Here is a 23,263-nt window from a genome sequence, read left to right as displayed (position 1 = left end):
TGTTTGCCGGAAACACATGGTCAGCAGCAAGTTCAAAAGGTTCGATCAGGCACATAACGATCGACCGGGAGGAAACAATGGATCGCCTGCAATTCTTTACGCCTGTGCGTATTTCGCGCGGGCAGGAAAGTCCTGCCGAAGAGATTGATAGCGTAGCCGAAGCGATGGAGTTCTTGCGTAGATGGCCAGTCGGCCGGCGTGGGCCAGTCTACCAATGCGCGGTGAATTGCTGCTCCGCGGCTCTGGCGGGCGGGATGTCGGCAGAGGAAGCAAGGAAGGCTTTTACCGGCTTCGCCCGCATCACGCGCTTGCTCGACGACGACATGGCTCTGCCGATAGGCGGCGGCAATGTTGATAGCGTGCATGCGCTGAGGCGATGAACGTTCCTGTTTGACCCCTGCCAGTAACTTGACCCTGCCAAGAACTCGGCAAAGTCACGGCACCTCGAAAGGTCACTGCACCTCGACCCCGGGTAGCGAAGACGTAGCCGGCGCCCCGCTCGGTGACAATGAGTTTCGGCTCGCTCGGGTTGACCTCGAGCTTGCGGCGCAGTCGCAATATCTGCACATCGATACTGCGGTCAAACACCTCTTCGTCGTGACTCCTGCTGGCGGCGAGAAGCTGCTCGCGGCTCATCTTTCACTGACCCCCTGATTTGGACTGCACCGGTATACGAGGCGCGGTGAATTTGCTGCTCCGCGGCTTGCGGACTCTGCGGCTCACGGGCCTGATTCGAGGAAAGCCCGGGCAAACCCGGGTTGCGCTGCTTCTATCGTTCCATCGGGCAGCTTCAAAAGCCGGTCGATCGCGATGCCGTAGAGCCGCAGCCGATCGTCGAGCAGCCGCGCCGCTTCGTCGATATTGCCCTGCTCGGCTTTCAGCAGGGCGCGGTGCATTACATCCCGAAAGATCAGCCGCAGCTGCAAGAACATCTCGGCGAAGGCTTCCGGGTCGGGCACGTCGAAGATGCCTTCGTCGCTGCCTTTCCTGAGCAGATCGGTGATTATCGGCATGGCCAATTCCCTGGCCGCCTGGTCGACCCGATGGAAGAGGGCAAGGTTCTCGGGCCGGAACAGGACGAAAAATGTCTTGCGCATTTGCGGGGCAAGCTCGACGTTCAGCCGCCGCGAGCCGGCAAACAGGGCATTGAGCCGGCCAAGCCCATCGAGTGAGGGATCGTTGAGCAAGGGCTGCAACTCGGTGAAGCTGTCGCGGGCGAGACGTGTGGCGAGCGCCTCCAGCAGGGCCTCTTTCGATGCGAAATAGTGGTAGAACGCGCCCTTCGACAGGCCGGCCTCGCGGATGATGTCGTTCACCGTCGTGTTGTCGTAGCCGCGCTCGAAGAAAAGCCGCTGGGCGCAGTCGAGGAGCTCGGCGGATCGTATCTCCGGCGGCTTTATCACTCGGGGCAAATCGAACCTCACAAAGTGCAGGTGGAGCAAGAGGAGCACGAACCGGAGCTTTATGCAACTTTTATAGACCGACGGTCGGTCTAGTGTTATTATCTGTCACCGCAGGACATTCGGATTCGATCATGAAGGAGAGTCTCTTGCGACGGATACGCTGGACGGCCAGCATCGTTGTTGTCGCGGCCGCGGCTGCTTTCGGCGCCTGGTATCTGTGGCAACCGGCCAAGGTTTCGCTGGTGACGCCACAACGCGGCGACGCGGCGGAAGTCGTTTACGCGAGTGGCTCCGTCGAGCCGCGAACCTGGGCCAAGGTAACTCCGGTGGTTCGCGAAAGGATCGTCGAGCAATGCAATTGCGAGGGATCGAGGGTTGCACAAGGCGACGTGCTCGCCAGGCTCGACGACGACAGCGAGGCCCGGGCCGTGCTTGGCGAACTCGAGGCGCGTCAAGCGCTTGCCCAGGAAGAGCTCCGGCGGCTGACGGTGCTTGCCGAAAGGCGTGCGGCGAGCCAGCAGGCTCTCGATCGTGCGCAGAGCGAGCTCGGCCAGATCGAAGCGCTGGTCGCCGGACAGAAGGCGCGACTTGACACCTACGTGTTACGCGCGCCGAGCGCCGGCGTCGTGCTCAGGCAGGACGGCGAGGTGGGTGAGGTCGCCGAACTCGGCACGGTGTTATTCTGGGTCGGCGAGCCGAAGCCGCTCCTGGTGGTCGCCGAGGTCAACGAGGAGGACATACCCCGGGTCGAGGTCGGCCAGCGCGCGTTGCTTAAATCCGACGCGTTCCGCCAGCAGAACCTGGAAGCGGTGGTCGACAGCATCACACCCAAGGGCGATCCGGTGACGAAGACCTATCGCGTCCGTTTCCGCCTGCCGGACGATACGCCGCTTCGTATCGGCATGTCGACCGACGTGAACATCGTCATCCGCGTTTCGAAAAACGCGCTGTTGATCCCATCCGTTGCTGTGGACGGGAGTAAGGTGTTCGTCGTCGAAGGCGACAAGGCCTGGCAACGTGAAATCCGAACCGGCATTCGCGCCACCAATGGCATCGAGGTTCTCTCGAGTGTCGAGGAGAGGGCTCGCGTCATCTCGCCCTATCCCGCCGACCTCGCCAACGGCGCGCGCGTGAGCATCACCGGCGCCCAGGAGCGATGAAGCAGGATGCCGCTCATCTTCGACATCGCCCTCACGCACATTGCCGGCCGCGGTCGCCAGACGCTGGTTGCCGTGATCGGCGTTGCGGTGGGTGTCGGATTCTCCATTGCCATGGCGGCGCTGATGCAGGGTGGGCAGGACGATTTCGTCAGGCAACTCGTCGACACGATGCCGCATGTCGACATCACCGACGAGCAGCGCACAGCCCGCCGTCAACCGGCCGAGGATGCTTTTGCGACTGTCGCGATTTCCGGGCTCAGGCCGCGCGACGATCGCCGCGGCATCATCAACCCGACCGCCGCGACCTCCTGGCTGGAGAGCTGGATTCCCGGTCGGTTCGCGGCAAGCCTCAAAACGCAGGGTGTGATCCGCTTTTCCAGCCGCGAAGTCGGCGCGGCGATCATTGGCATCGAACCGGAGCGCGAGTCCGGCGTGTCGCCGACTGTCGGAAATTTCGTCGAAGGCAGCTTTTCGGCGCTTGCCGCGGGCGGCAACAACGTGCTCATCGGCGACACGATGGCGAGCCGGCTCGGCGCCGGGTTCGGCGACACGATAACGGCGGTTTCTTCCGAGGGACTGTCGCGCAACTTCAAGATCGCCGGCCTGTTCCACACCGGCACCACCGCGCGCGACGAAGGCGAGGCCTATGTGCTTCTGAAAAACGCGCAGATCCTCTCGGCGCGTCCGAACGCCATCAACGAGATCCGCATCAAGCTCGACGATCCTGACCGCGCTCCGGCGGTGGCGCAGCGTGCCGAGGCCGAACTGGGCTACAAGGCGGTGGCGTGGCAGGAGGCCAATGAATCGATCCTCGAAGCGCTCGTCGTACGCAACGTCATCATGTACACCGTTGTCGGCGCGATCATGCTGGTCGCTGGCTTCGGCATCTACAACATCATCTCCACCATCACGCACGAAAAGGCGCGCGACATCGCCATCATGAAGTCGCTTGGCTTCCCGGAGTCCGACATGCGCCGGCTCTTTCTGCTGGAAGGCGTCGCGATCGGCGCTGCCGGCTCCGTGCTCGGCGGGCTGCTCGGCGTCTCCATGACCTATGCGCTGTCGCTGGTGCGTTTCGAGATCGCCGCGACCGGCCAGGAGATGACCCGGCTGCCGATCGCCTGGAGCTTGATGCACTACGTCATCGCGTCGGCCTTCGCGCTGGGCTCGGCGGCAGTGGCCGGCTACCTGCCGGCGCGTCGTGCGGCGCGCCTGAACCCCGTCGAGATCATCAGAGGCGCGTCATGAGCGCACTCATCGAGACCGAGAAACTGACCCGCGTGTTGCCCGAGACGGTTCCCGTCACGCTGGTCAAGGACATCACGCTGGCGATCAACAAAAGGGAATTCGTCGCCGTCACCGGTCCCTCCGGCTCCGGAAAATCGTCATTGCTCTACCTGCTCGGTCTGCTCGACCGGCCGACCGCCGGGACGTTGACAATAGGCGGCCGCGATGCCGAGCCGATGAATGAAAGGGAGCGCGCGCGGACCAGGCTTTCGATGCTGGGCTTCGTGTTCCAGTTTCATTTTCTGCTGCCGGAGTTCACGGCGCGCGAAAATGTCGAAATCCCAATGCGCAAGCTTGGCCGGCTGGCGCGGCCTCAGATGCGGGAACGGGCCGGGGAACTGCTTTCATCCCTGGGGCTCGGCGAACATCTCGACAAGCGGCCCGACCAGCTCTCTGGCGGCCAGCGTCAGCGCGTCGCGGTGGCGCGCTCGCTCGCCAACGACCCGCCGCTTATCCTCGCCGATGAGCCGACGGGGAGCCTCGACAGCAAGAGCTCGGAGCAAGTCTTCGCAATTCTTGAGAATCTGGTGCGCGAGCGCGGCAAGACCGTCGTGGCAGTTACGCATGATCTCGACATGGCGGCGCGCATGGATCGCCGCATTCACATCGTGGACGGGAAGATCGGCTGAACCGGAACCAATCGGCGTTGATGGGATTAGCCATGGCGCGAGCCTGTCTGATGATCACCGGGATCGCGATCAGGACACCCACGCCGCGCCGAAATTGGCCTCGAGCCAGGCTATTGCCTGGGTCACGTCGTCCAGAACATAGCTTGCAGCCGTCGGTCCGCGCGCCTTCACGCGGATAGAGATGCCGTTGCCCTCGTTTATTGCCTCGAAACCGTTTTCGTCCGAAGTGTCATCTCCGAGGAATACGGGTCGCCGGCCGGCAAAGGGCTGGATTTCCATGAAACGCCGGATGGCAGCTCCTTTGACGGCTTCCAGCGGCATGAGTTCCACGCCAGCGTTTCCGGCAATCACGCGGTACCCCCGCGGAAGCTGCGTCAATGCTTGTTCGACAAGCTGCGTTGCCCGGGCAAGCAGTTGCGGCGCAGCGCGGGTATGGATGGCCAAGACTGGCCCCTTGCGCTCGACATAGACCTTGCGTCCACCCAGTTCGGCCTCAATCTCGTCGGCAAGAGCCGCGATATCCGCCGGAGCGTCGGCAAGGTCGACTTGACCGTCCGCCGTTAACCGATGCTCGAGGCCGTATAGCCCGGCAACGCGCAGTTTCAGGGGATGAAACAATCTGTCCGCGGCAGAGACCGAACGCCCGGTGATGAAGGCGAGGGCGCCGCCCAGCCTTCGCTCTATATTTCCGAGAAGCTGACGCAGTTCATCACCGACGAACACAGCGTCGGGATGAGCGGCATGTTCCAGCAAGGTGCCGTCGATATCGAGAAAAAGCGCCCATTGCCCTTCCGGCAGGTCGGGGGCCAGCGGCAGTCGTAGGTCCGTCACGACGCCGCCTTTCGTGCCCGCTCGAAGATGGAAACGACGTTGTTGCTGTTGGATGGCCGCTCGCCGTTGCCGGTCACCCCGCGTTTGCGAAGGCGCGCAGCGTCCAAGAGCATGCTGCCGGCCCAGCGATACACATTATTGTCGCGGATCATCTCGCGCATGGGCCGCATGCGCTCGCGCTGCTCGTCCGGCGTCATGGTCAGCGCCTGCAGCAGCGCCTCGCCCATCATGGTCGCATCATAGGGGTTGACGATCAGTGCCTCCAGCAGTTCGCGCGAAGCGCCGGCAAAGGTGCTGAGCAGCAGCACGCCCTGTTCGTCGTCGCGCGCCGCGACGAATTCCTTGGCCACCAGGTTCATGCCGTCATGCAGGCTGGTGACCATGCATATGTCGGCGGCGCGATAGATCTCGTAGACCTGCTCCTGCGAATGATGTTCGGCGAGCATCAGGACGGGACTGTAGTTGTCGCTGCCGTAGCGCTGGTTGAGCTCTTCGGCAGAGCGATGGCATTCGTCATGAAGTTGCTGGTAGGCCGGCAATGTGCCCCGGCTCGGCGCCGCGACCTGCAGGAAAACCACTTTGCCTACCCATTCGGGATATCGCGTGAACAATTCGTCCAAGGCGTGAAAGCGATCGGGAATGCCTTTGGTGTAGTCGAGGCGCTCGACGCCGACGCACAGTTTGACGTTCGCAGGCAGCCCGAATCTTTGGCGCACACGGGCACGGCATTCCTCGACGGCCGGCAATCTTGCCAGCAGTTCGGCCGGCCATTCTATGGAGATGGGGTAAGCGTGGACCAGAGTCGTTTGCCCGCCATAGGAGATCGCCGCGTCCGCCCGTTCTATCCGGCTTTCCAGGATGCGATCGACGCTCTCGGTGAAATTATTGGCATGAAACTGCGTATGGAAGCCGATGATGGAGCTGCCGAGCAAACCTTCCAGGATCCGTTCACGCCATGGACAGATGCTGTACACTTCCGAGTTCGGCCATGGGATATGCCAGAAAGTAATGATGATCGCCTCGGGCAGGCGCTCACGGATCATGCGCGGCAAGAGCGCGAAATGGTAGTCCTGGACCAGCACGATCGGCCGCTCGTTGCGCGCTTCGGCAACCACCGTGTCGGCGAACTTCCGGTTGACGGCTTCATAGGCCTGCCAGTCCGACGCCCGAAAAATCGGGCGGGTGAAGGCGATATGACAAAGCGGCCACAGGCCTTCATTGGCGAAGCCTAGATAATAGGCCTGGTATTCTTCCTCGCTCAGCCAGACCCTGCGCAGCGTGTAGGACGGATTGCCGGGCGGCACTTCAACCCGGTCGTTCTCATCGACGGTAAGACGGTCCGCTGTTCCGCCGCCATACGCAATCCAGGTGCCGGCACAGGCGCGGGTGATCGGCTCAAGTGCCGAAACCAGCCCGCTGGCCGGCACCAGGAGCTCGATGCCATCATTCCTGGTGTTGTGGATGTAGGGCTCGCGGTTGGATACGACGATCACCTGCGTCTCCGGCAGATCGTCGGCCAGGATCTTGCGCAAGGTGTCGGGCGACCATGTGATCAGCGCTGCATCGGCCGAGTGGCCATTCTTTTCAAACTCCCGCAGCACCGTGCGAGCCGCTTCCGAAGCCAGGTCATCGCCTGGGGAGGATGCGGCCGCAGGTATGTGGCGCCGGCGGGATATCGAGAACACCAGGGCAACAGCGGAAAGGCCAAGGCTTGCAATGATTAGAACCCAGAGTACCTCTGTGCCAAAGTCTGACATGGGAACAACGATCTTCTCCGGCCGGTCGGTGGCCCTTTTGATTGTTTTTCGAAACTCGCAGCCGCCAATCAGCTGCCGTGCGTCGGAACGCTCGGACGGGCCATCGGTTCCGCTAATTGCAGCCCGGCAGCTGGTTCCATGCGAAAAGCCAAACTAGGTCCGCACGATGAGCGGCACCAATCCCTCGTGCCGGTCGGCGAGAAAGGCGACCACCCTGTCGCCGACACGCTGGAATGTCAGATCCACCTTCCTGGTGCCAACGCCAAGATGCCTCAGCGTCAGCGTGTCGATGCCGATCGGCAGCCTGGGACGGGTGACGTGGATTTCGCCGTCCCAGCCATCGATCTCGAGACCGAGGCAGGCCTGCATCAGCATGAAGGCAGACCCAGCCGACCATGCCTGCGGCAGGCAGGCGACGGGATAGGCGATCGGCGCCTCGCCCGGCGCGCGGGTAAAGCCGCAGAACAGTTCGGGCAACCGCATGTTGAAGTGGACCGCCGATTCGAAGGTGCTGCTCATCAGCCGGATCACGTGTTCACGCTCGCCAAAGCGTGCCAGACCGGCGCCGCAAATGGCGGTGTCATGCGGCCAGATCGAGCCGTTGTGGTATGACATCGGGTTGAAGAACACAGCATCGTCGGCGAGCGTCCTCAGCCCCCAGCCCGAATGGAAGGACGCCGAAAGCAGCTGGTCGGCGACCATCTGCGCCCGTGCCGGCGCGGGGAGGCCGACATAGAGAAGGTGCCCGACATTAGACGTCCGCACCTTGCAGGGCTCGCCGGCGCCGTCGATCGCCAAGGCATAGAAGCCGAGATCGTCCAGCCAGAAATGGCGCTCCACAGCGGCGCGCATGGCTTCGGCGCTGCTCTCCCAATGATAGGCCCTGTCGATCTCGCCGCGGCGGCGGGCGAGCGCCGCCAACCCCCGGAACGCGGCAAAGGCATAGCCTTGCACCTCCACCAGGGCGATCGGTCCCCTGGGGGTTCGGCCGTCGGCATGGAAGACGGAATCGTGGCTGTCCTTCCATCCCTGGTTGGCGAGGCCGGACTCGGCGGCACGCTGATAGGTGACGAAGCCGGTCGGCCGGCTTGCCTCCTCGGTCCATTCAGCCGCAGCGCAGAGCGACGGCCACAGGCTGTCGACGAACGCCATGTCACCTGTACGGTCCGCATAGGCGCAGGCGAGGTGGATGTAGAGTGGCGTCGTGTCGACACCGCCATAGTAACGGCCGAAGGGGAGCTCCCGCAGCGCCGCCATTTCGCCTTTGCGGGTCTCGTGCATGATCTTGCCCGGCTGCGAATCGCTGAACGGCGATGTCTCAGTCGCCTGGTGCTGGGCAAGGAAGGCCAGCACGCCTCGCGCCAGGCCCGGGTTGAGCCACAGCATCTGCAAGGCGGAGATCACGCCGTCGCGGCCGAACGCCGTCGAAAACCAGGGGATGCCCGCATAGGGGTAGGGTCCGGTCGAAAGCTCGGTGGTCAGCAGCGCCACATCGGCGCGGGCACGCTCGACCCAATCGTTGAAGACGCGCCCGGAACTGTGCACCGTAGCACCGTGGCGGCGCTTGGCCCGCATGCCGAAGCGAGCCCGGGCCGCGGCGGCGCGGAAACGATCGCGGTTCGGCGTTTCCGCCATTTCGGGACCGACTTCGACATACAGCATCTTGCGGCTGCGCCTCGTCACGGCAATCAGGAAATCCGCACGGTCGCCCGTCAGCTGGTCTGGCGCCTGCGAGAACGATATCGCCGACATCCGCGCCAGCCCATCCAACCCGTCGTAGCGAAGCAGCACGCAGGTCGCATCCGTCTTGGCAGCATGGGCCATGCCGCGCTTCGGCCTTGTCGAGCCGCGCACTTCGAACATGTCGCGGAAATCGGCGGCAAAATGCAGCGAAACGCGGATGGTCGACTGTTCCTGGCTGTAGTTGGAAAGGGTGATGCGTTCAAACAGCCGGTCCTGCCAAAGCAGCCTGACGCGCTCGATATGGATCGCGCCCTGCGGAATGTCCCGGCCGCGGACGCTCTGCATCGGCAGATTGGTCAGGTTGGAGGTGAAGAGCACATTGTCCTGGCTGAGCGACGCACCGAGCAGCGATGTCTGCCGGTCGCCGACGGTCAGCCGGAATTCGGAAAGCACTCGCGTGTCGTCACGGAAGAAACCGTCGCCGGCGCCGCGGATATCGCCGTAGGCGTCGGACACGGCAAAACAATCGCCTTGCTTGAGGGCGAACAGCCGATGCGGCTCTCGAGGTGCGGTAGCGTCCAGGGACGCAAGCGCTACCGAGGGATCAAGCCTGCGCTCGTCGAGTTGGGCCATTCTCTACATATCCCTCTCGTTTCGCCCCCCCGAGGTAAAGCCGCTCACGACGCTCTTGCTTCGGTCGAGGCGCCGATCAGGCGCGCATAAACGGAAACATAGTCGCGGGTCATTCTTTTGGCAGAAAACCGCCTTTCGAAGACAGCTCGCACCCTCCGCCTGTCGAGCCGCAGCAAGTCGGGCACCGAGGCGACCGCCCCTTGCATGGAATCCACGATAAAACCGGTCACGCGTTGATCGACGATTTCCGGCAAGGCGCCGGATTTCCAGGCGATCACCGGCGTGCCGCAGGCCATCGCTTCTATAACGGCAAGACCAAACGGCTCCGGCCAGTCGATCGGGAATACGAGGCCGGCCGCGTTGCCGAGGAATTCCGCCTTCTTGTCTTCCTCGATCTCGCCGACATAGTCGACACGATCGCCGTCGACCAGCGGCTCGACCATGTTGCGGAAATATGCCCGGTCGTCGTCGCCGATCTTTGCTGCAAGCTTCAGTTTCAGCCCCGAGCGCAGCGCGATCTCAATGGCACGATCCGGACGCTTGTCGCGCGACATCCGGCCAAGGAAGGCGAGGTAGGGCTCGCCTGGGCTCGGCTCGAAAACCGCCTTGTAGAGTTCGGTCGGCAGCCCGTGGTGGATCGTCGCCAGCCAGTTGGCGTCGGCCAGCCCCGTCCTTTGGCTGCCGGACACGGAGATCATCGGAAAGCGCGGAAAACGCTCATAGGCCGGTGCCAGATCGACATAGTCGAGCCTGCCATGCGGCGTCGTCACCGTCCGCTGATGGATGTGCTCGAAGAAGGAAAAATGCAGGAAATGGCTGAGGTGGAAGTGAATGATATCAAATTCGTGAGCTCGTTTCCTCACCTCGGAAAGCATCGAAAGGTGCGCGGCTGTCTCGGACTTCAGCGGGCTTGGGTCAAGACGCAGCGCACGCTCGCGGCACGGCACCAATTTTGCCGAGGTCTTTGTATCGCCACTGGCGAACAAAGTTACGTCATGGCCCAGCTCGACCAACCCTTCGGTCAGATAGGAGACAATGCGCTCCGTGCCTCCATAGAGCCGAGGCGGCACGGATTCGTGGAGCGGCGCCACATGGGCTATTTTCATAGACTGGCATTTCCCAGAAAGATCATCGCTGATGTCGAAATGCACCACTCCCCCGAACGTTCCGCAACGGCAAGAAGTCGGGCGATGACTGGCGATTCACCCAGCCGGCGTTTTTGCCGGGAACCAATTGGCTGGCCGTGAATTTAACTAGGTTCGATCGAACGCATCGCGATCGACGGGAGGAAAAGATGAATCGCCTGGAATTCTTTACGCCGGTGCGAATTGCGCGCGGGCACAGAGAGCCTGTGGAAGAAATCGACAATGTCAGCGAAGCGATGACGTTTTTGCGCCACTGGCCGAAGGGTAGGCGCGGCCCGGTGTATCAATGCGCGCTGAACTGCTGCGCTGCGGCACTGGCAGGTCGGATGTCTGCCGAGGAAGCAAGAAAGGCTTTTAAGGGCTTTGCCCGGATCACCCGGCTCCTGGATGATGACATAGCGCTGCCGATACGCGGCGAAAAGATGGACAGCGCATACACGCCTCGGCGATAGACGCCAGCGCTCCCAGGTGCCAGTTTGCCGACCGGCCCAGTTGGCGAGCAGCGTCACCGCGACAGCGGCGATCTGCGTCGGTGCGCAGGATGCCTGGGCGCCTGGATCCAGGCCGACCCCAAAATCATGGCAAGACCGAAATCCGCCCCAGAAGAGCCACCAGTTCCGCCTGACGTCTCGTTTCGGTCTTGGCGAACAGCGAGGCAAGCTGTGAGCGGATCGTGGTGCGGCTGAGCCGCCAGCTGCGGGCGATCTCCAACGGCGCATCGCCCTGAGCCAAACGCAGAGCCAGATGCGTTTCCGCGCTCGTCAGGCCAAACATCCTTTGCAGTGTCTGAGGGTTTGGCCCCGACCTGTTCACACGGCCAAGCAATGCCACGATGCTCGTTCCATCGGGGGCGATAAGACCGTTCTCTTTCAGTACCACCGGCCTGTCACCTGTGCTGCGGATCACCACCCAGGAAAGGGAGCCGGGCAGGAAAGGCGCCGGGACGTTTGCGACCAGCCGCCTTAGGGCTGCCGAAAGCACACTGGCTGTATCAGCCGCTTCGCCTTTGTGCTCCAGAGTGGGGCGCTCCGGCGTGGGGCGCTCCAGCGTGGTTAGAGCGGCCGCGTTCCATTCGATTACTTTTCTATCGCGGTCTAGTACGAGATAGCCACAGCCGAGGCGATCAAGCATGCCGGTGACGGATTCCAGGCTGCGTCTCCTTGGTTCGTCGCCCTCTGTCTCCGGCCGATCGGATGCACGAGCTGAAGGATAAGCATAGGAGGGCCGCGTCACCTGCGCGTCAGGGTTATACTTGGTTCCTGTCGTGATGTACCGGTCGCCCACAACGGCATCACTGTATCTATCGATCATAGCCATTTTCCAACCTCCCCAAAGGTCCATCAGCCCGTAGTAACTTGCCCGGGATTTACGAACAGTCTTCTTGCGCAGGGCTCGCAAAAAATGCGCTCCCTACTGTCTTGAAACTCGTTATATTCTGATGAGTTCTGTTCGCCCCTGTTTGATAAAATGCGCGCTGTGATAGTGGTATGGCAATCCCGCAGTCGGACTAGGTTGTACGTTTTTTGCTCTAGTCTCGATGGCCTAGTCAAAAGGTAGTAGTCTATGTCGATGAACTGGCAGTCGCGCAGGTCGGATTTGAACCCAACAGGCAGACTGCTAACTCACATTGCCTCCGCATCGGTGCTGGCTGCTACGCTGATATTTGAAACAAAAGCGTCAGCATACATCGGAGAAGGGTCGAGTTTCCTGGAATTTATTCCAGCTATTATTATCATTTCCTACCTTGAAGACCGTGGTCCTGCGCTTGCGGCGACGGTCCTGATGGTGGCTGCCGGCTTGTGGACACGAAGCACCCTGCATGGTCAGATCTCCGGAGAAGATTGGGCGCGCGCCATCCTGCTTCTGATTTCCGGTGGCGTGATTGCCATGACATTCCATCGGCTGCGGCAGGACGTGCGTGAGCTTCTGGAGGTAGCCGAAGCCAGGCTCGCTGCCGTCGAAGCAACCGAAAGCCGCTATCGTTGGGCTTTCGAGCGCGCCGCCATGGGGTTCGCAAACATCAACGAGAAAGGTGAGCTGCTGCAATCCAACAGACGCCTCAGCGAGATGACAGGCTACGAGGAGGACGAGCTTGCCCAATTGCAGCTGGAGACACTCGTTCACCCGGACGACCGTGATGCCTTGGCGCAATTGCTGGCTGGCCTGGGCAAAGACTCCGCTTCGTTCGCTTCGGAGGTGCGTCTGTCAAGAAAGAACGGTTCGGCATTCTGGGCGCGGCTAACGCTGTCTTTGTCCGTGCCCGACGGGGTTCTCTCAGAGACCATTTTCGTGGTGGTCGACGATATCTCGGGACGACGAGCCGTGCACGAAGCGCTTCGGGCTCAGAAGGAGTGGCTGGATCTCGCTTTGTCTGCTGGACGCCTGGCCACGTGGCGGATCGACCTTAAAGACGGCATCGTCACCGGTTCGGGCGCGTTCTGGGACATTCTCGGACTGCCTCCGGCCGGCAGCCGCCGGTTGGAGGAACTGTCGGCCGTCGTTCATCCGGCGGACTGGCCAAAGCTGGCCGTATCGAGAAAGCTCGCATCGGTCACCAACTACGACGTCGAGATTCGCGTCCGACGCCCGGACGGACATATCCGCTGGGTTGCTCTGCGCGGAAGGGAAGAGAAATACGATGATCGTCTACAGCGGCTCGGCGTGGCCGCCGACCTGACCGAGCGACGGCAAACCACGCTGCTGCGTGCCGCGGCAAAGAAGCGGGAGCGCATCATGCTCGAGCAACGCCACAGGTTCATCAACCTGTTCCCGGTGATCACGGCACTGGTGAACATGGTCAATGATCCCGAGAACAATCTCGCCAGGTACAAGGAGACGCTCATCGACAGGATTCGTTCGCTCGAGGCAACGCATCTGCTCCTTTCGGGCAACAGCAGCGGGTCGGGGATGCTTCACGATCTCGTTGTCCAGGAGCTGCAACCGTATATGGGGACACGCGAAATATCTGTCGGCGGTCCTTCGGTTACGATGTCGGGAGGCGCCGCCGAGAGCTTTGCGATGATTGTTCACGAGCTTGCGACCAATTCCTTGAAACATGGAGCGCTTGGCGATTCAAAGGGCCGGGTCGAGGTAAATTGGACGTTCGCATCGGAAGATGCGGGCGGTGACATCGTGTTCGATTGGGTGGAATCAGGGCGGCGGCGGCCACCTTCAAAAGTTGTCCGCCATGGTTTCGGTTCAATGATAATCGGAGTGGATGGGGCGCCGCTTGTCGGTCACTCCCCCAAGCTGGAAATGACGGATCACGGGCTGCGCTATTCGCTGCGGCTGTCGCGCAAGGAAATCGGCCCTTGACGCCAGCGGGCCAAGATCGGAAGCGTTAACAACGCCCTCGCGTATCAAAAGAACGTAGCGCTCTAATTAATTGATATCCCTAGTTAACCATGTCTTCAGCATAACGGCAGCCTCCGTCCGATTCCGCACCCCAAGCTCACGCAAAACCGCAGCGGCATGGATTTTCGTGGTCGCTTCGGCGATCTCCAGATCGCGCGCGATTTCCTTGTTCGAATACCCTTCCGCCATCAGCTTGAGGACCTCCTTTTGCCTCGAGGTCAGCCTGCCAAGATTGCTGGTGGTGGTACGTCGCTGCGGGACAGGCTCGACGGGAGCAGCTACGTGAGTTGTTTGCGCAGCACCGGGGCGCGACAGAAGTGCAGGGACGTAGATGCGGCCCGAGAGGATTTCGTTGACGGCCATGACGACCTCCTCGTCTTTTTGCGACTTTACGATATAGCCGTGGAGACCGATCGACAGAGCCGTGAGTATCTCCGAGCGTGAATCGTTTCCGGAAACGATGGCAAATCGCGTATCCGGATAAGCCGATAGAATACCGCTGAGCACTTCCTGATTGAACAATCCCGGCATGTTCAGGTCCAGGATCGCAAGATCAACGGACTCCTGCTCGGCCAGCAGACTGAGCGCGGCGTCGAAACACGACGCCTCAAATATCTCCACACCTGGAATGCCTGCGCTCAGAGCCAAGCGCAGGCCACGACGATACAGGCCGTGATCGTCGGCGATGACGATTCGATACATTGAACTACCCCAACGAAACCTGAATGGATTGAACGGTCACCGGCCTTTGGAGTCGTGGCCAATCACTCGTCAATTCATCCAGTCAACGCCAGCGGTGCCCCAACACCGCAAGCCCAGCTTGCTAATATAATCCTAAAAGGCGGGTAAGGCTCCTCTTTTTTTGAACCCTGTCAACGGGAGCCGCTGGACACGTTGAATCATCCGCTCCTATCCTCCAGGACGATGTGCCAACGCCTTGAGACGATGCCGATAGCTCGCGATCGCCAATGCCCATGGCGAGGCGTGTTTTTCGATTGTCGATCGGGAACTTAGTGATTTAACTTCCACTCAATTGTCGGGCACTGCGACCGGCAAGACAGGGAGGGAGCTGTCGTGAGCGAAGAGATCAGTGTCGCCGAAGCCTACCGCAAAGGCCGCACCATCTTCATGGGGCTGGAGTTGCTCATCGCGCCCGGTGCGCTCGTTCCCCGGCCGGAGACGGAGTTGCTCGGCACGACAGCACTTGATGTTCTGCGGCGAATGAACCTGTCGACGCCGCGGGTTGTCGACATGTGCTGCGGAGCCGGCAATCTGGCCTGCGCCATCGCGCATTACGCTCCTGCCGCGCAAGTCTGGGCAAGCGATCTCACCGATGGATGCGTCGAGGTCGCGCGCCGCAACGTCGCCCATCACGACATGGCAGATCGCGTGTCGGTGCTGAGGGGTGACTTGTTCAGTGCTTTCTCGGGTTTGCAGCTTGATGACACGATCGACGTGATCGTCTGCAACCCGCCTTACATTTCGGAAAAGCGGCTCGAGGGCGACCGCGCGCATCTGACCGAGCTCGAGCCGCGTGAAGCGTTTGCAGCCGGCCCCTACGGCCTGAGCATCCATATGCGGGTGATCAAGGACGCGCCGCGCTACTTGCGGCGCGGAGGCATCCTGCTCTTCGAGGTCGGTCTCGGCCAGGACCGGCAGGTCATGCGTTTGCTGGAGCGCTCCAAGTCCTTCCACGGGATCCGGGCGGTCACGAACGAAGCCGGCGAGGGAAGGGTGGTTGTGGGACATACCACGCCGTGAGCGTCAGCCATGCCGCAACGGCTGGCTCAATTCGCAGTGTTCACGCTTCTGGCGCGCTCCAGCAAAAAGCAAAAAAGGTGGCGCTTACTCGCGTCCCTGATCGGCTTTTTGGGCTTTTCTTGATTTATTCGGTGCTATTACAAGCCCGCTGTTGTCCGGGTTTGCGTCGGAGACAAAGCTGTATGCAAAGATGTGTCCCCGGTTCTCGTCGGTTACTCGGATCCAATCCTTTTCCCACCTTCGCAGCGTAACATGTCGATCTGTCGACATGGCGGCGGCTTTGAAGGGGCTCGGCGCGTTGATGACACGCACCGTGATCACGTCATCGCCCTCCATTTGTTCGACGAGGTACGTCTGCATAAAGGCCTCCCCAGCGCCCGTTGCAACCTTAACGTCAGCCAAAAAGTTCGGTTGCAGCGTAGCAAAGAGATTTTCGACAAATGTGACGAACCGACGAAGCGCGCGGGCGAGGGTTAGCCCTGGATCGACCAAGCGGCGCGCAGGTCGCTGGCTTGGGCGATCCTGACGCCGCAAGCAGTCAGAGCGCCTTTGGTCGCTGTCACGAGCGCGGCATTGTCCTTGGCAGTCGTGCCGTCGGCCAGGGTAAAATTGTTCTCGAAGCCGACGCGGGCATGACCGCCCAGGAGCGCACCGGCCGTAACGCAAGCGGTTTCCTGCCGACCGAAGGCACAGACCATCCAGTGCGCGAAGCGCGGGCGGTCATGCGCAAGGAAGGGCAGCAGATCGGCCGGTCGCGAAACCTGTCCCGGGGTGTAGCGGCCGAGCACATAGAGCACCGGGATGTCGTCGAAAGGCACCAGCCCGCGCTGCTGCATGGCGGCCAACGCCGACGCCTCTTCGGGCGCGTAAAGGATGATCTGAGGGGCGATCCGCTCGCTCTTCAACCACGACAGGAACTGCGCGAAATTGGTCTCATGGGCGGCGTCCGGCACCAGTTCACGCAGCGCCAGCGAAACCGCCTCAGGGCGGGCAGCGCGTACCACCGCCATCTGCTCGGCCGGCCGGTAGCGGCCGATCGCTTCGCTGGTGATCTGGATGATCAGCCGCTCGCCCACCGCATCACGTATCGCTTTCGTCGTCTCGCGATAGGCGTGCGCGTCGAGCAAATGGCCGCCGTCGCGGTCGCGGACATGGGTATGGATCATGGCGGCGCCCGCCTCGAGGCAGGCGGCGGCGGTCCGGGCCAATTCCCAGGGGCCGATCGGCAGGGCAGGGTGGTCTTGCTTGCCACGCCGTCCACCATTCGGCGCAACGGCGATTGCCGTCGGTGCGATAAGTCCGGGGCCGGTCGCGTCCCTGTCGGCGGTCATAGGCTCAGTCCAATTGTTTCAGTATTGCGCAGTGTGTAACATATGTTGCATGATAGGTTCGCTGCAAATCGCGCCATCGTCAATCGGGGAAGGCATGACACACATCCTGCACCGCCAGATCCACGCGAGCCTGCCCGTCGCGGCTGGCGGCAAGGGCATCGAACTGTTCGACCGCGATGGCCGCGCCTATATCGACGCGTCAGGTGGCGCGGCGGTTTCCTGCCTCGGCCACGGCCATCCCGAGGTGACAGCCGCGCTCCATGCGCAGGCCGACAAGCTCGCCTATGCCCACACCAGCTTCTTCACCAACGAGCCGGCCGAGACATTGGCCGACAAGCTCGCCGCCGGCGCGCCACAAGGTATCAGCCACGCCTACTTCGTGTCCGGCGGCTCCGAAGCGGTGGAGGCGGCGCTCAAGATGGCCCGCCAGTTTTTCGTCGAGACCGGCAGGCCAGAGCGGCGAAACGTCATCGCCCGCCGCCAGAGCTATCACGGCAACACGCTCGGCGCTCTCGCTGCCGGGGGCAATGAGTGGCGCCGCGCCCAATTCCGCCCTTTGCTGATCGACACGCATCACATCGACCCATGCTATGCCTACCGCTACCAGAAAGCCGGTGAGAGCGAGGCGGCCTACGGACTGCGCGCCGCCCAGGCGCTCGAGGATAGAATTCTCGAACTCGGTCCGGACACTGTCATGGCCTTCGTCGCGGAACCTGTGGTCGGCGCGACAGCAGGAGCTGTGCCCGCGGTTCCCGGCTATTTCAGGCGCGTTCGCGAAATCTGCGACCGCTACGGTGTGCTCCTCATCCTCGATGAGGTGATGTGCGGCATGGGCCGCACCGGCACGCTGCACGCCTGCGAGCAGGACGGCGTCGCGCCCGACCTGATAACAATCGCCAAAGGCCTCGGTGGCGGCTACCAACCCATCGGTGCGGTGCTGCTTTCGCGCCGCATCTTCGACGCTTTCGCCGAAGGCTCCGGCTTCTTCCAGCACGGCCACACCTATATGTGCCACCCGATGGCCTGCGCGGCGGCGCTCGCCGTCCAGGAGGTGATTGCTCGCGACGATCTGCTCGCCAATGTCCGGGCGATGGGAGAGCATCTTTCGCGGCGACTGGTCGAACGGCTCGGCAACCATGCCCATATCGGCGACATTCGCGGCCGTGGCCTTTTCATGGGTGTAGAGCTGGTCGAGGATCGCTCGACCAAGGCGCCCTTCGAACCGAAGCGGAAGCTCAATGCGAAGATCAAGCGCGAGGCGATGGCGCGCGGCCTGCTGGTCTATCCCGCAGGGGGCACGATCGACGGCGTGCGCGGCGATCATGTGTTGCTGGCGCCGCCCTTCATCATAGACGCCGCGGCAATCGACGCGGTTGTTGAACGGCTCGGCGACGCGATAGACGCGGCGGTGGCATAGCCAGCGCTCCTCATTCCGGCAGATAGGCCCCGAACGCCTGTAACTCCAATTCCGTCTCCCTGACACGAGCCGCGGCGGCCGGCCCGCTGCGCGCCAGCATCGTTGCGGCCAGCGCTTCCACGATAGCCATGGCTGCGGCTACCGACGGGAAGAAGGACGGGCTGTCGGTAGAGAATCGCAAGACAACCTGCGCATGCCGCGCGATCGGAGCAGCCATGCTGTCGACGATCGCGACAATCGGAACGCTGTGTCGTTGCGCAGCTTCCACCACGGGCCCGAGTTCACGCGAATAGGGCGAAAAGCCGATCGCGACGACCGCTTCCTTCTTTCCAAGCGCTGCGAGTTCCGCCTCGATCGCACCGCCGTCGCCGCCGAGCAGCGTGATCTCGCGCCGAAACATCCGGCAGAGATAGACAAGCGCGTGGGCGGGCGCGCGGCAGCTTCGGAACCCGGCGACACGTATGCGCTGAGCCTTCTCCAGTATCGCGCAGGCCCTTGCGATTTCTTCGCTGCCGTTGACGGCTTCGGCCGTCGCCAGATTGGCCACCGTCGTCCTCAGCGATTCGGCGAAGATCGTCTCCGACCTGCGCCTGACAAGCGCATCGGCCCTTGCCGCGAAAGGCGCCTTGCCGGAGCGCAGCCGGTCTTCGAACGGCTTGCGCAGCGCCGCCCAGTCGCCAAAACCCAGTCGCCGTGCCAGTCGCACGAAGGTCGTCGGTGTCACCTCTGATCTCGAGGCCAGCACCCGCATGGACACCAGCGCCACCTCGTCGGGGTGATCGACCAGGAAACGCGCCGCCTTGCGCAGTTCCGAGCTCAATTTTGGGAGTTCGGTCAGTATGCGCGCCAAAAGCGCGTCGAAACCCATCTCCCGACTGTCCATTGTAACAAGCATTTCCCTTGATTGATAAAGCGCAACAATCGTAGCATGCATCGACGTGCCTTGACACCAAAACACCGGACGGCCGCGACGGCACGCAAAGTACCAAGGGAGAACCAGATGAAACATGCCCGGACTGCACGCCTCGGAGCGCAGATCGCCGCCTTGTCGGCGGCGCTGCTGTTTTCTGCCAGCGCAATGGCGCAGCAGAATTTCGTTACCATCGGGACCGGTGGCGTCACCGGCGTCTACTATGCCGCCGGCGGCGCTATCTGCCGGTTGCTCAACAAGGATCGCAAGACACACGGCATCCGCTGCTCGGTCGAATCGACCGGCGGATCGGCATTCAACGTGAACACGATCAAGGAAGGCGAACTCGACTTCGGCATGGCCCAGTCGGACGTCCAGTACAACGCCTACAAGGGGCTGGAATCATTCAAGGACGGTGGCCCCCATACCGATCTGCGCGCGGTCTTCTCGATCCATCCGGAGCCGTTCACGGTGCTGGCGCATCCCAATGCCGGCGTGACGAAATTCGAGGATTTTAAGGGCAAGCGTTTCAACGTCGGCAATCCCGGTTCCGGGACGCGCGCTTCCATGGAGCGTCTGCTCGGTGCGATGGGCTGGACGTTGGCCGACTTTTCGCTCGCATCGGAGCTGAAGGCTGACGAGCACGGGCCGGCGCTCTGCGACGGCAAGATCGACGGGTTCTTCTACGGCGTCGGCCATCCTTCAGCGAACATCCAGGATCCGACGACCACCTGCGCCGCCAAGCTGGTGCCGTTGACTGGAGAAGTCGTGGACAAGCTTGTCGCCGAGAATCCGTACTACGCCAAGGCGATCATTCCGGGCGGACTCTACGCAAACAATCCCGACGATACCGGGACTTTCGGCGTGCTCGCCACGCTGGTCACTTCGGCCAAGGTTCCCGATGAGAGCGTCTATCAATTGACCAGGGCGGTGTTCGAGAACTTCGACGAGTTCAAGTCGCTGCATCCGGCCTTCGCCAATCTCGATCCCGCCAAGATGGTGGCGGAAGGAAATTCCGCGCCGCTGCATCCGGGCGCTGAAAAATACTTCAAGGAGAAGGGCTGGTTGAAGTAGGCTTCGTGACCTGACGACGGTCAGGCGGGTCCAGCTGATCCGCCGGGGCCATCCGCAACAGGAGACGACGTCATGAGCGAAGTGAAGGCACAACCGGCCGGCGTCGATCTCGAAGAGCTCGAACAACTTGTCGCGGAGGCCGACACGGGTGGCCGGCATCCGGTTGGCACGGTCGGGCGAATCCTGCTCTGGGTTGCAGTCGCGTGGTCGCTTTTCCAGCTCTGGTACGCTTCGCCTTTGCCGTTCGTGTTCGGCTTCGGCATTCTCAACGACACGGAAGCGCGCGCTATCCATCTCGGCTTCGCGCTGTTCTTGACCTTTCTCGCCTATCCGGCGCTGAGATCCTCGCCCCGCGATCACGTGCCGCTGCTCGACTGGGTGCTGGCCGTGGTCGGCGGATTTGCCGGCGCCTACCTTTTTCTCTTTTACGTCGTGCTTTCCGGACGGCCGGGCCAGCCGACCACGCTCGATCTGGTGACCGGCACCGTTGGCATCCTGTTGCTGCTCGAGGCGACGCGCCGTGCGCTCGGCCTTCCGATGGTGGTCGTGGCGTGTGTCTTCATCTTCTACACCTTTGCCGGCCAGTACATGCCGGACGTGATTCAGCATCGCGGCGCATCGCTCACCAAGTTTCTCAACCATCAATGGCTGACAACCGAAGGCGTCTTCGGGATTGCACTTGGCGTGTCGACGAGCTTCGTCTTTCTGTTCGTCCTGTTCGGCACGCTTCTGGAAAAGGCAGGCGCCGGCAACTGGATGATGCAGATTTCCATCGCGCTGCTCGGCCACCTGCGCGGCGGCCCGGCGAAAGTCGCCGTGGTCTCGTCGGCCCTCAACGGCGTCGTGTCCGGCTCATCCGTCTCCAACGTGGTTTCAGGCGGCATCTTCACCATCCCGCTGATGAAGCGCACCGGCCTTTCCGGCGTCAAGGCGGGCGCCATTGAGGCTTCAGCCTCGATCAACGGCCAGATCATGCCGCCGGTCATGGGCGCGGCCGCCTTCCTGATGGTCGAATATGTCGGCATTCCCTATTCGGAGATCGTCAAGCATGCGCTGCTGCCGGCGGTCTTCTCCTATATCGCGCTGCTCTACATGGTTCATCTCGAAGCGATCAAGATGGGCCTGAAGACGATCCCGCAGCGTCCGACGCCGGCAAGAGAACGGATGCTGCGGATGGGACTGGGACTGTCCGGCAGCGTTCTCGCCGTCTGTATCGTCTATTACGGCATCGTTGCTATCCAGGCTGTCTTCGGTGGGGCCGCGCCGCCGCTGCTCGCGCTCGCCGGCGTCGCTCTCTACGTCGCCTCGGTCTGGTATTCCTCGCGCTATCCTGACCTCGCACTCGACGATCCGAACGCGCCGATCCTCGAACTGCCGCGCGCCTGGGACGTCACGCGGACCGGGCTCGATTTCCTCATCCCGATCGCGGTGCTTCTGTGGTGCCTGATGGTCGAGCAGATGTCGCCCGGCCTTTCGGCGTTCTGGGCGACCGTTTCAATCCTCGCTATTGTCGCCACCCGCAAGCCGCTGATGGCGCTGTTCCGCAAAGAAAATCTCGCCGCCTCAGTGCGGGCTGCCTGGGACGACCTGATCGACGGGCTGGCGCTCGGCGCCCGCAACATGATCGGCATCGGTATCGCCACGGCCACCGCCGGCATCGTCGTCGGCACGATCACACTGACCGGTCTCGGCCTGATGATGACGGAACTCGTCGAGTTCATTTCCGGCGGCAATGTCATCCTGATGCTGATCCTCATCGCCGCGATCAGCCTGGTGCTCGGCATGGGCATCCCGACCACCGCAAACTACATCCTGGTCGCCACGCTGATGGCGCCGGTCGTGGTCGATCTCGGCGCCCAGGCCGGACTGCCGATCCCGCTGATCGCGGTCCACCTGTTCGTCTTCTACTTCGGCATCATGGCCGACATCACCCCGCCCGTTGGGCTGGCCGCGTTCGCGGCGGCGGCGATTTCCAAGGAGGATCCGATCGCCACCGGCTTCCAGGGCGCGCTCTATTCGCTGCGCACGGCGATCCTGCCGTTCGTTTTCATCTTCAACCCGGCGATGCTGCTGATCGGAGTCGACACCTGGCCGCAGACGATCTGGGTGGCGACTGTCTCGTTGATCGCCATCCTGCTGTTTTCAGCCGCGACAATGAACTGGTTCGTGACCAAAAGCCGACTTTGGGAAAGTGCGGCGCTGCTGCTCATCTGCTTCACGCTGTTTCGGCCGGACTGGTGGCTCAACCAGGTGTCACCGCCTTACGAGGAGTTGCCGGCAAGCGAGTTCCTGTCGGCGGTGGCGCAGACGCCGGCGGATGGCCGCATCAATTTCGTCGTCGAGGGCGTCGACCTCATGGGCGAAGATGTCCGCAAGACGGTCAACGTGCCGCTTGGCGAACCGGGCGAGCCACTGGAGCGGCTGCGCGGCATCGGCCTTACCATCACGCAAGCGGGCGACGCGCTGATGATCAGCAATGTCGATTTCGGATCCTACGCCAAGCGCATCGGGCTGGATGTCGGGTATGACGTGGTGGCGGTACTCAGAAAGGCCGACCAGCCCTCGAGCCTCATTCCGATCGGCTTGGCGCTGGCTGCGACCGCCGGCGTTTCCGGGCTGCAATTTGCGCGGGCGCGCAAGCAGGCCGACACGAAGGAAACCGGGCCGGCAGGCTGAGACTGGAGCGGTTGACAACAGCTGGCGGGGGTCGATTCCGGTAGGGCGCGAATGACACCCCAAGCGCCATGGCAACGTTCACACGACGGGATTGGCCGGTTTCCGCCATACGACGGTGATTGGACAGGCACCTAGTAGACGGCATCGACTTATTGCTGTCGTCCGGGACGTTCCCATTCAGAGCGCTTTTAAGTGCATTCCGGGTCATTCGC

Annotated in this window: 20 protein-coding genes and 1 pseudogene; 10 read left to right on the top strand and 11 right to left on the bottom strand. The window is 62.2% G+C overall.

What is annotated here, in order from left to right; all coding sequences use genetic code 11:
• Nucleotides 1–77: 77 nt before the first annotated feature.
• Nucleotides 78–380 carry a DUF982 domain-containing protein gene (locus X738_RS54725; RefSeq protein ID WP_023798581.1) on the top strand — a complete coding sequence of 101 codons (303 nt, stop codon included), beginning with the start codon at nucleotides 78–80 and terminating at the stop codon, nucleotides 378–380.
• 94 nt (nucleotides 381–474) lie between these two features.
• Here X738_RS54725 and X738_RS86905 read toward each other — a convergent pair.
• Nucleotides 475–636, bottom strand: a pseudogene (locus tag X738_RS86905) (winged helix-turn-helix domain-containing protein); the annotation flags it as partial.
• An 83-nt stretch (nucleotides 637–719) separates the two neighbouring features.
• Nucleotides 720–1,403, bottom strand: a complete 684-nt coding sequence (locus X738_RS54720) for a TetR/AcrR family transcriptional regulator (RefSeq protein ID WP_245277644.1) — start codon at nucleotides 1,401–1,403, stop codon at nucleotides 720–722.
• A gap of 131 nt (nucleotides 1,404–1,534) precedes the next feature.
• On the opposite strand from X738_RS54720, the gene X738_RS54715 reads away from it, so the two are divergent.
• The 3 genes from X738_RS54715 to X738_RS54705 are packed head-to-tail and all read left to right on the top strand — an operon-like array spanning nucleotide 1,535 to nucleotide 4,479.
• The gene (locus tag X738_RS54715; RefSeq protein ID WP_031254684.1) at nucleotides 1,535–2,563 is read left to right on the top strand and encodes an efflux RND transporter periplasmic adaptor subunit; all 1,029 of its coding nucleotides are present in this window, start codon (nucleotides 1,535–1,537) and stop codon (nucleotides 2,561–2,563) included.
• Between the two features lie 6 nt (nucleotides 2,564–2,569).
• The gene (locus tag X738_RS54710; protein ID WP_023798578.1) at nucleotides 2,570–3,811 is read left to right on the top strand and encodes an ABC transporter permease; all 1,242 of its coding nucleotides are present in this window, start codon (nucleotides 2,570–2,572) and stop codon (nucleotides 3,809–3,811) included.
• Nucleotides 3,808–4,479 (top strand): ABC transporter ATP-binding protein, encoded by a 672-nt coding sequence (locus X738_RS54705; protein WP_023798577.1) that lies wholly within the window; start codon nucleotides 3,808–3,810, stop codon nucleotides 4,477–4,479. Before X738_RS54710 ends, X738_RS54705 begins: the two co-directional genes overlap by 4 nt.
• A gap of 69 nt (nucleotides 4,480–4,548) precedes the next feature.
• On the opposite strand, the gene otsB is transcribed toward X738_RS54705, so the two are convergent.
• From otsB to X738_RS54685, 4 genes are all read right to left on the bottom strand, one after another.
• Nucleotides 4,549–5,310: a trehalose-phosphatase gene (otsB, locus tag X738_RS54700; protein WP_023798576.1), complete on the bottom strand. Its 762-nt coding sequence runs from the start codon at nucleotides 5,308–5,310 to the stop codon at nucleotides 4,549–4,551.
• On the bottom strand, nucleotides 5,307–7,067 hold the full coding sequence (locus X738_RS54695; protein ID WP_023798575.1) for an alpha,alpha-trehalose-phosphate synthase (UDP-forming): 1,761 nt from the start codon (nucleotides 7,065–7,067) through the stop codon (nucleotides 5,307–5,309). Before X738_RS54695 ends, otsB begins: the two co-directional genes overlap by 4 nt.
• A 153-nt stretch (nucleotides 7,068–7,220) precedes the next feature.
• Nucleotides 7,221–9,383 (bottom strand): amylo-alpha-1,6-glucosidase, encoded by a 2,163-nt coding sequence (locus X738_RS54690; RefSeq protein ID WP_023798574.1) that lies wholly within the window; start codon nucleotides 9,381–9,383, stop codon nucleotides 7,221–7,223.
• 44 nt (nucleotides 9,384–9,427) lie between these two features.
• Complete coding sequence (locus X738_RS54685; RefSeq protein ID WP_023798573.1) at nucleotides 9,428–10,489, bottom strand: glycosyltransferase family 4 protein; 1,062 nt, start codon at nucleotides 10,487–10,489, stop codon at nucleotides 9,428–9,430.
• A 188-nt stretch (nucleotides 10,490–10,677) separates the two neighbouring features.
• Here X738_RS54685 and X738_RS54680 point away from each other — a divergent pair, with 188 nt between their 5' ends.
• Complete coding sequence (locus tag X738_RS54680) at nucleotides 10,678–10,980, top strand: DUF982 domain-containing protein (RefSeq protein WP_023798572.1); 303 nt, start codon at nucleotides 10,678–10,680, stop codon at nucleotides 10,978–10,980.
• A gap of 124 nt (nucleotides 10,981–11,104) precedes the next feature.
• Here X738_RS54680 and X738_RS54675 read toward each other — a convergent pair whose 3' ends face one another.
• Entirely contained in the window at nucleotides 11,105–11,845 is a 741-nt protein-coding gene (locus X738_RS54675; RefSeq protein WP_023798571.1) for a helix-turn-helix transcriptional regulator, read from the bottom strand.
• Between the two features lie 246 nt (nucleotides 11,846–12,091).
• On the opposite strand from X738_RS54675, the gene X738_RS54670 reads away from it, so the two are divergent.
• Nucleotides 12,092–13,843, top strand: a complete 1,752-nt coding sequence (locus X738_RS54670; protein ID WP_023798570.1) for a PAS domain S-box protein — start codon at nucleotides 12,092–12,094, stop codon at nucleotides 13,841–13,843.
• A 66-nt stretch (nucleotides 13,844–13,909) separates the two neighbouring features.
• Here X738_RS54670 and X738_RS54665 read toward each other — a convergent pair whose 3' ends face one another.
• Entirely contained in the window at nucleotides 13,910–14,584 is a 675-nt protein-coding gene (locus X738_RS54665; protein WP_023798569.1) for a LuxR C-terminal-related transcriptional regulator, read from the bottom strand.
• 372 nt (nucleotides 14,585–14,956) lie between these two features.
• Between X738_RS54665 and X738_RS54660 the strand changes: the two genes are divergently transcribed.
• Nucleotides 14,957–15,643: a N5-glutamine methyltransferase family protein gene (locus X738_RS54660; RefSeq protein WP_023798568.1), complete on the top strand. Its 687-nt coding sequence runs from the start codon at nucleotides 14,957–14,959 to the stop codon at nucleotides 15,641–15,643.
• A gap of 84 nt (nucleotides 15,644–15,727) precedes the next feature.
• Here X738_RS54660 and X738_RS84675 read toward each other — a convergent pair whose 3' ends face one another.
• The gene (locus X738_RS84675; protein WP_198032602.1) at nucleotides 15,728–16,003 is read right to left on the bottom strand and encodes a hypothetical protein; all 276 of its coding nucleotides are present in this window, start codon (nucleotides 16,001–16,003) and stop codon (nucleotides 15,728–15,730) included.
• 113 nt (nucleotides 16,004–16,116) lie between these two features.
• A complete protein-coding gene (locus X738_RS54650) occupies nucleotides 16,117–16,974 on the bottom strand; it encodes a 3-keto-5-aminohexanoate cleavage protein (RefSeq protein ID WP_031254680.1) in 858 nt (285 codons plus the stop codon).
• Nucleotides 16,975–17,068: 94 nt separating this feature from the next.
• Here X738_RS54650 and X738_RS54645 point away from each other — a divergent pair, with 94 nt between their 5' ends.
• Entirely contained in the window at nucleotides 17,069–18,391 is a 1,323-nt protein-coding gene (locus X738_RS54645; protein WP_023798565.1) for an aspartate aminotransferase family protein, read from the top strand.
• A 10-nt stretch (nucleotides 18,392–18,401) separates the two neighbouring features.
• Here X738_RS54645 and X738_RS54640 read toward each other — a convergent pair whose 3' ends face one another.
• Nucleotides 18,402–19,274 carry a MurR/RpiR family transcriptional regulator gene (locus X738_RS54640; RefSeq protein ID WP_198032801.1) on the bottom strand — a complete coding sequence of 291 codons (873 nt, stop codon included), beginning with the start codon at nucleotides 19,272–19,274 and terminating at the stop codon, nucleotides 18,402–18,404.
• Nucleotides 19,275–19,391: 117 nt separating this feature from the next.
• On the opposite strand from X738_RS54640, the gene X738_RS54635 reads away from it, so the two are divergent.
• Together X738_RS54635 and X738_RS54630 are read left to right on the top strand one after the other, a co-directional pair.
• Entirely contained in the window at nucleotides 19,392–20,375 is a 984-nt protein-coding gene (locus X738_RS54635; RefSeq protein ID WP_023798563.1) for a TAXI family TRAP transporter solute-binding subunit, read from the top strand.
• 72 nt (nucleotides 20,376–20,447) lie between these two features.
• Nucleotides 20,448–23,051: a TRAP transporter permease gene (locus tag X738_RS54630; protein ID WP_023798562.1), complete on the top strand. Its 2,604-nt coding sequence runs from the start codon at nucleotides 20,448–20,450 to the stop codon at nucleotides 23,049–23,051.
• The last annotated feature ends 212 nt before the right edge of the window (nucleotides 23,052–23,263 follow it).

It is taken from the genome of Mesorhizobium sp. L48C026A00 (assembly GCF_000502375.1).
Lineage (GTDB): Bacteria > Pseudomonadota > Alphaproteobacteria > Rhizobiales > Rhizobiaceae > Mesorhizobium > Mesorhizobium muleiense.
This window is presented reverse-complemented; position numbering and strand designations above follow the sequence as displayed.

What these genes read in the sequence shown, in the direction of transcription:
- X738_RS54675 (WP_023798571.1), bottom strand. Translation starts at nt 11,845, where the DNA reads ATGGCTATGATCGATAGATACAGTGATGCCGTTGTGGGCGACCGGTAC.
- X738_RS54635 (WP_023798563.1), top strand. Translation starts at nt 19,392, where the DNA reads ATGAAACATGCCCGGACTGCACGCCTCGGAGCGCAGATCGCCGCCTTG.
- X738_RS54665 (WP_023798569.1), bottom strand. Translation starts at nt 14,584, where the DNA reads ATGTATCGAATCGTCATCGCCGACGATCACGGCCTGTATCGTCGTGGC.
- X738_RS54715 (WP_031254684.1), top strand. Translation starts at nt 1,535, where the DNA reads ATGAAGGAGAGTCTCTTGCGACGGATACGCTGGACGGCCAGCATCGTT.
- X738_RS54640 (WP_198032801.1), bottom strand. Translation starts at nt 19,274, where the DNA reads ATGGACAGTCGGGAGATGGGTTTCGACGCGCTTTTGGCGCGCATACTG.
- X738_RS54690 (WP_023798574.1), bottom strand. Translation starts at nt 9,383, where the DNA reads ATGGCCCAACTCGACGAGCGCAGGCTTGATCCCTCGGTAGCGCTTGCG.
- X738_RS54670 (WP_023798570.1), top strand. Translation starts at nt 12,092, where the DNA reads ATGTCGATGAACTGGCAGTCGCGCAGGTCGGATTTGAACCCAACAGGC.
- X738_RS54650 (WP_031254680.1), bottom strand. Translation starts at nt 16,974, where the DNA reads ATGACCGCCGACAGGGACGCGACCGGCCCCGGACTTATCGCACCGACG.
- X738_RS84675 (WP_198032602.1), bottom strand. Translation starts at nt 16,003, where the DNA reads ATGCAGACGTACCTCGTCGAACAAATGGAGGGCGATGACGTGATCACG.
- X738_RS54725 (WP_023798581.1), top strand. Translation starts at nt 78, where the DNA reads ATGGATCGCCTGCAATTCTTTACGCCTGTGCGTATTTCGCGCGGGCAG.
- X738_RS54710 (WP_023798578.1), top strand. Translation starts at nt 2,570, where the DNA reads ATGCCGCTCATCTTCGACATCGCCCTCACGCACATTGCCGGCCGCGGT.
- X738_RS54685 (WP_023798573.1), bottom strand. Translation starts at nt 10,489, where the DNA reads ATGAAAATAGCCCATGTGGCGCCGCTCCACGAATCCGTGCCGCCTCGG.
- X738_RS54680 (WP_023798572.1), top strand. Translation starts at nt 10,678, where the DNA reads ATGAATCGCCTGGAATTCTTTACGCCGGTGCGAATTGCGCGCGGGCAC.
- X738_RS54695 (WP_023798575.1), bottom strand. Translation starts at nt 7,067, where the DNA reads ATGTCAGACTTTGGCACAGAGGTACTCTGGGTTCTAATCATTGCAAGC.
- X738_RS54630 (WP_023798562.1), top strand. Translation starts at nt 20,448, where the DNA reads ATGAGCGAAGTGAAGGCACAACCGGCCGGCGTCGATCTCGAAGAGCTC.
- X738_RS54645 (WP_023798565.1), top strand. Translation starts at nt 17,069, where the DNA reads ATGACACACATCCTGCACCGCCAGATCCACGCGAGCCTGCCCGTCGCG.
- X738_RS54705 (WP_023798577.1), top strand. Translation starts at nt 3,808, where the DNA reads ATGAGCGCACTCATCGAGACCGAGAAACTGACCCGCGTGTTGCCCGAG.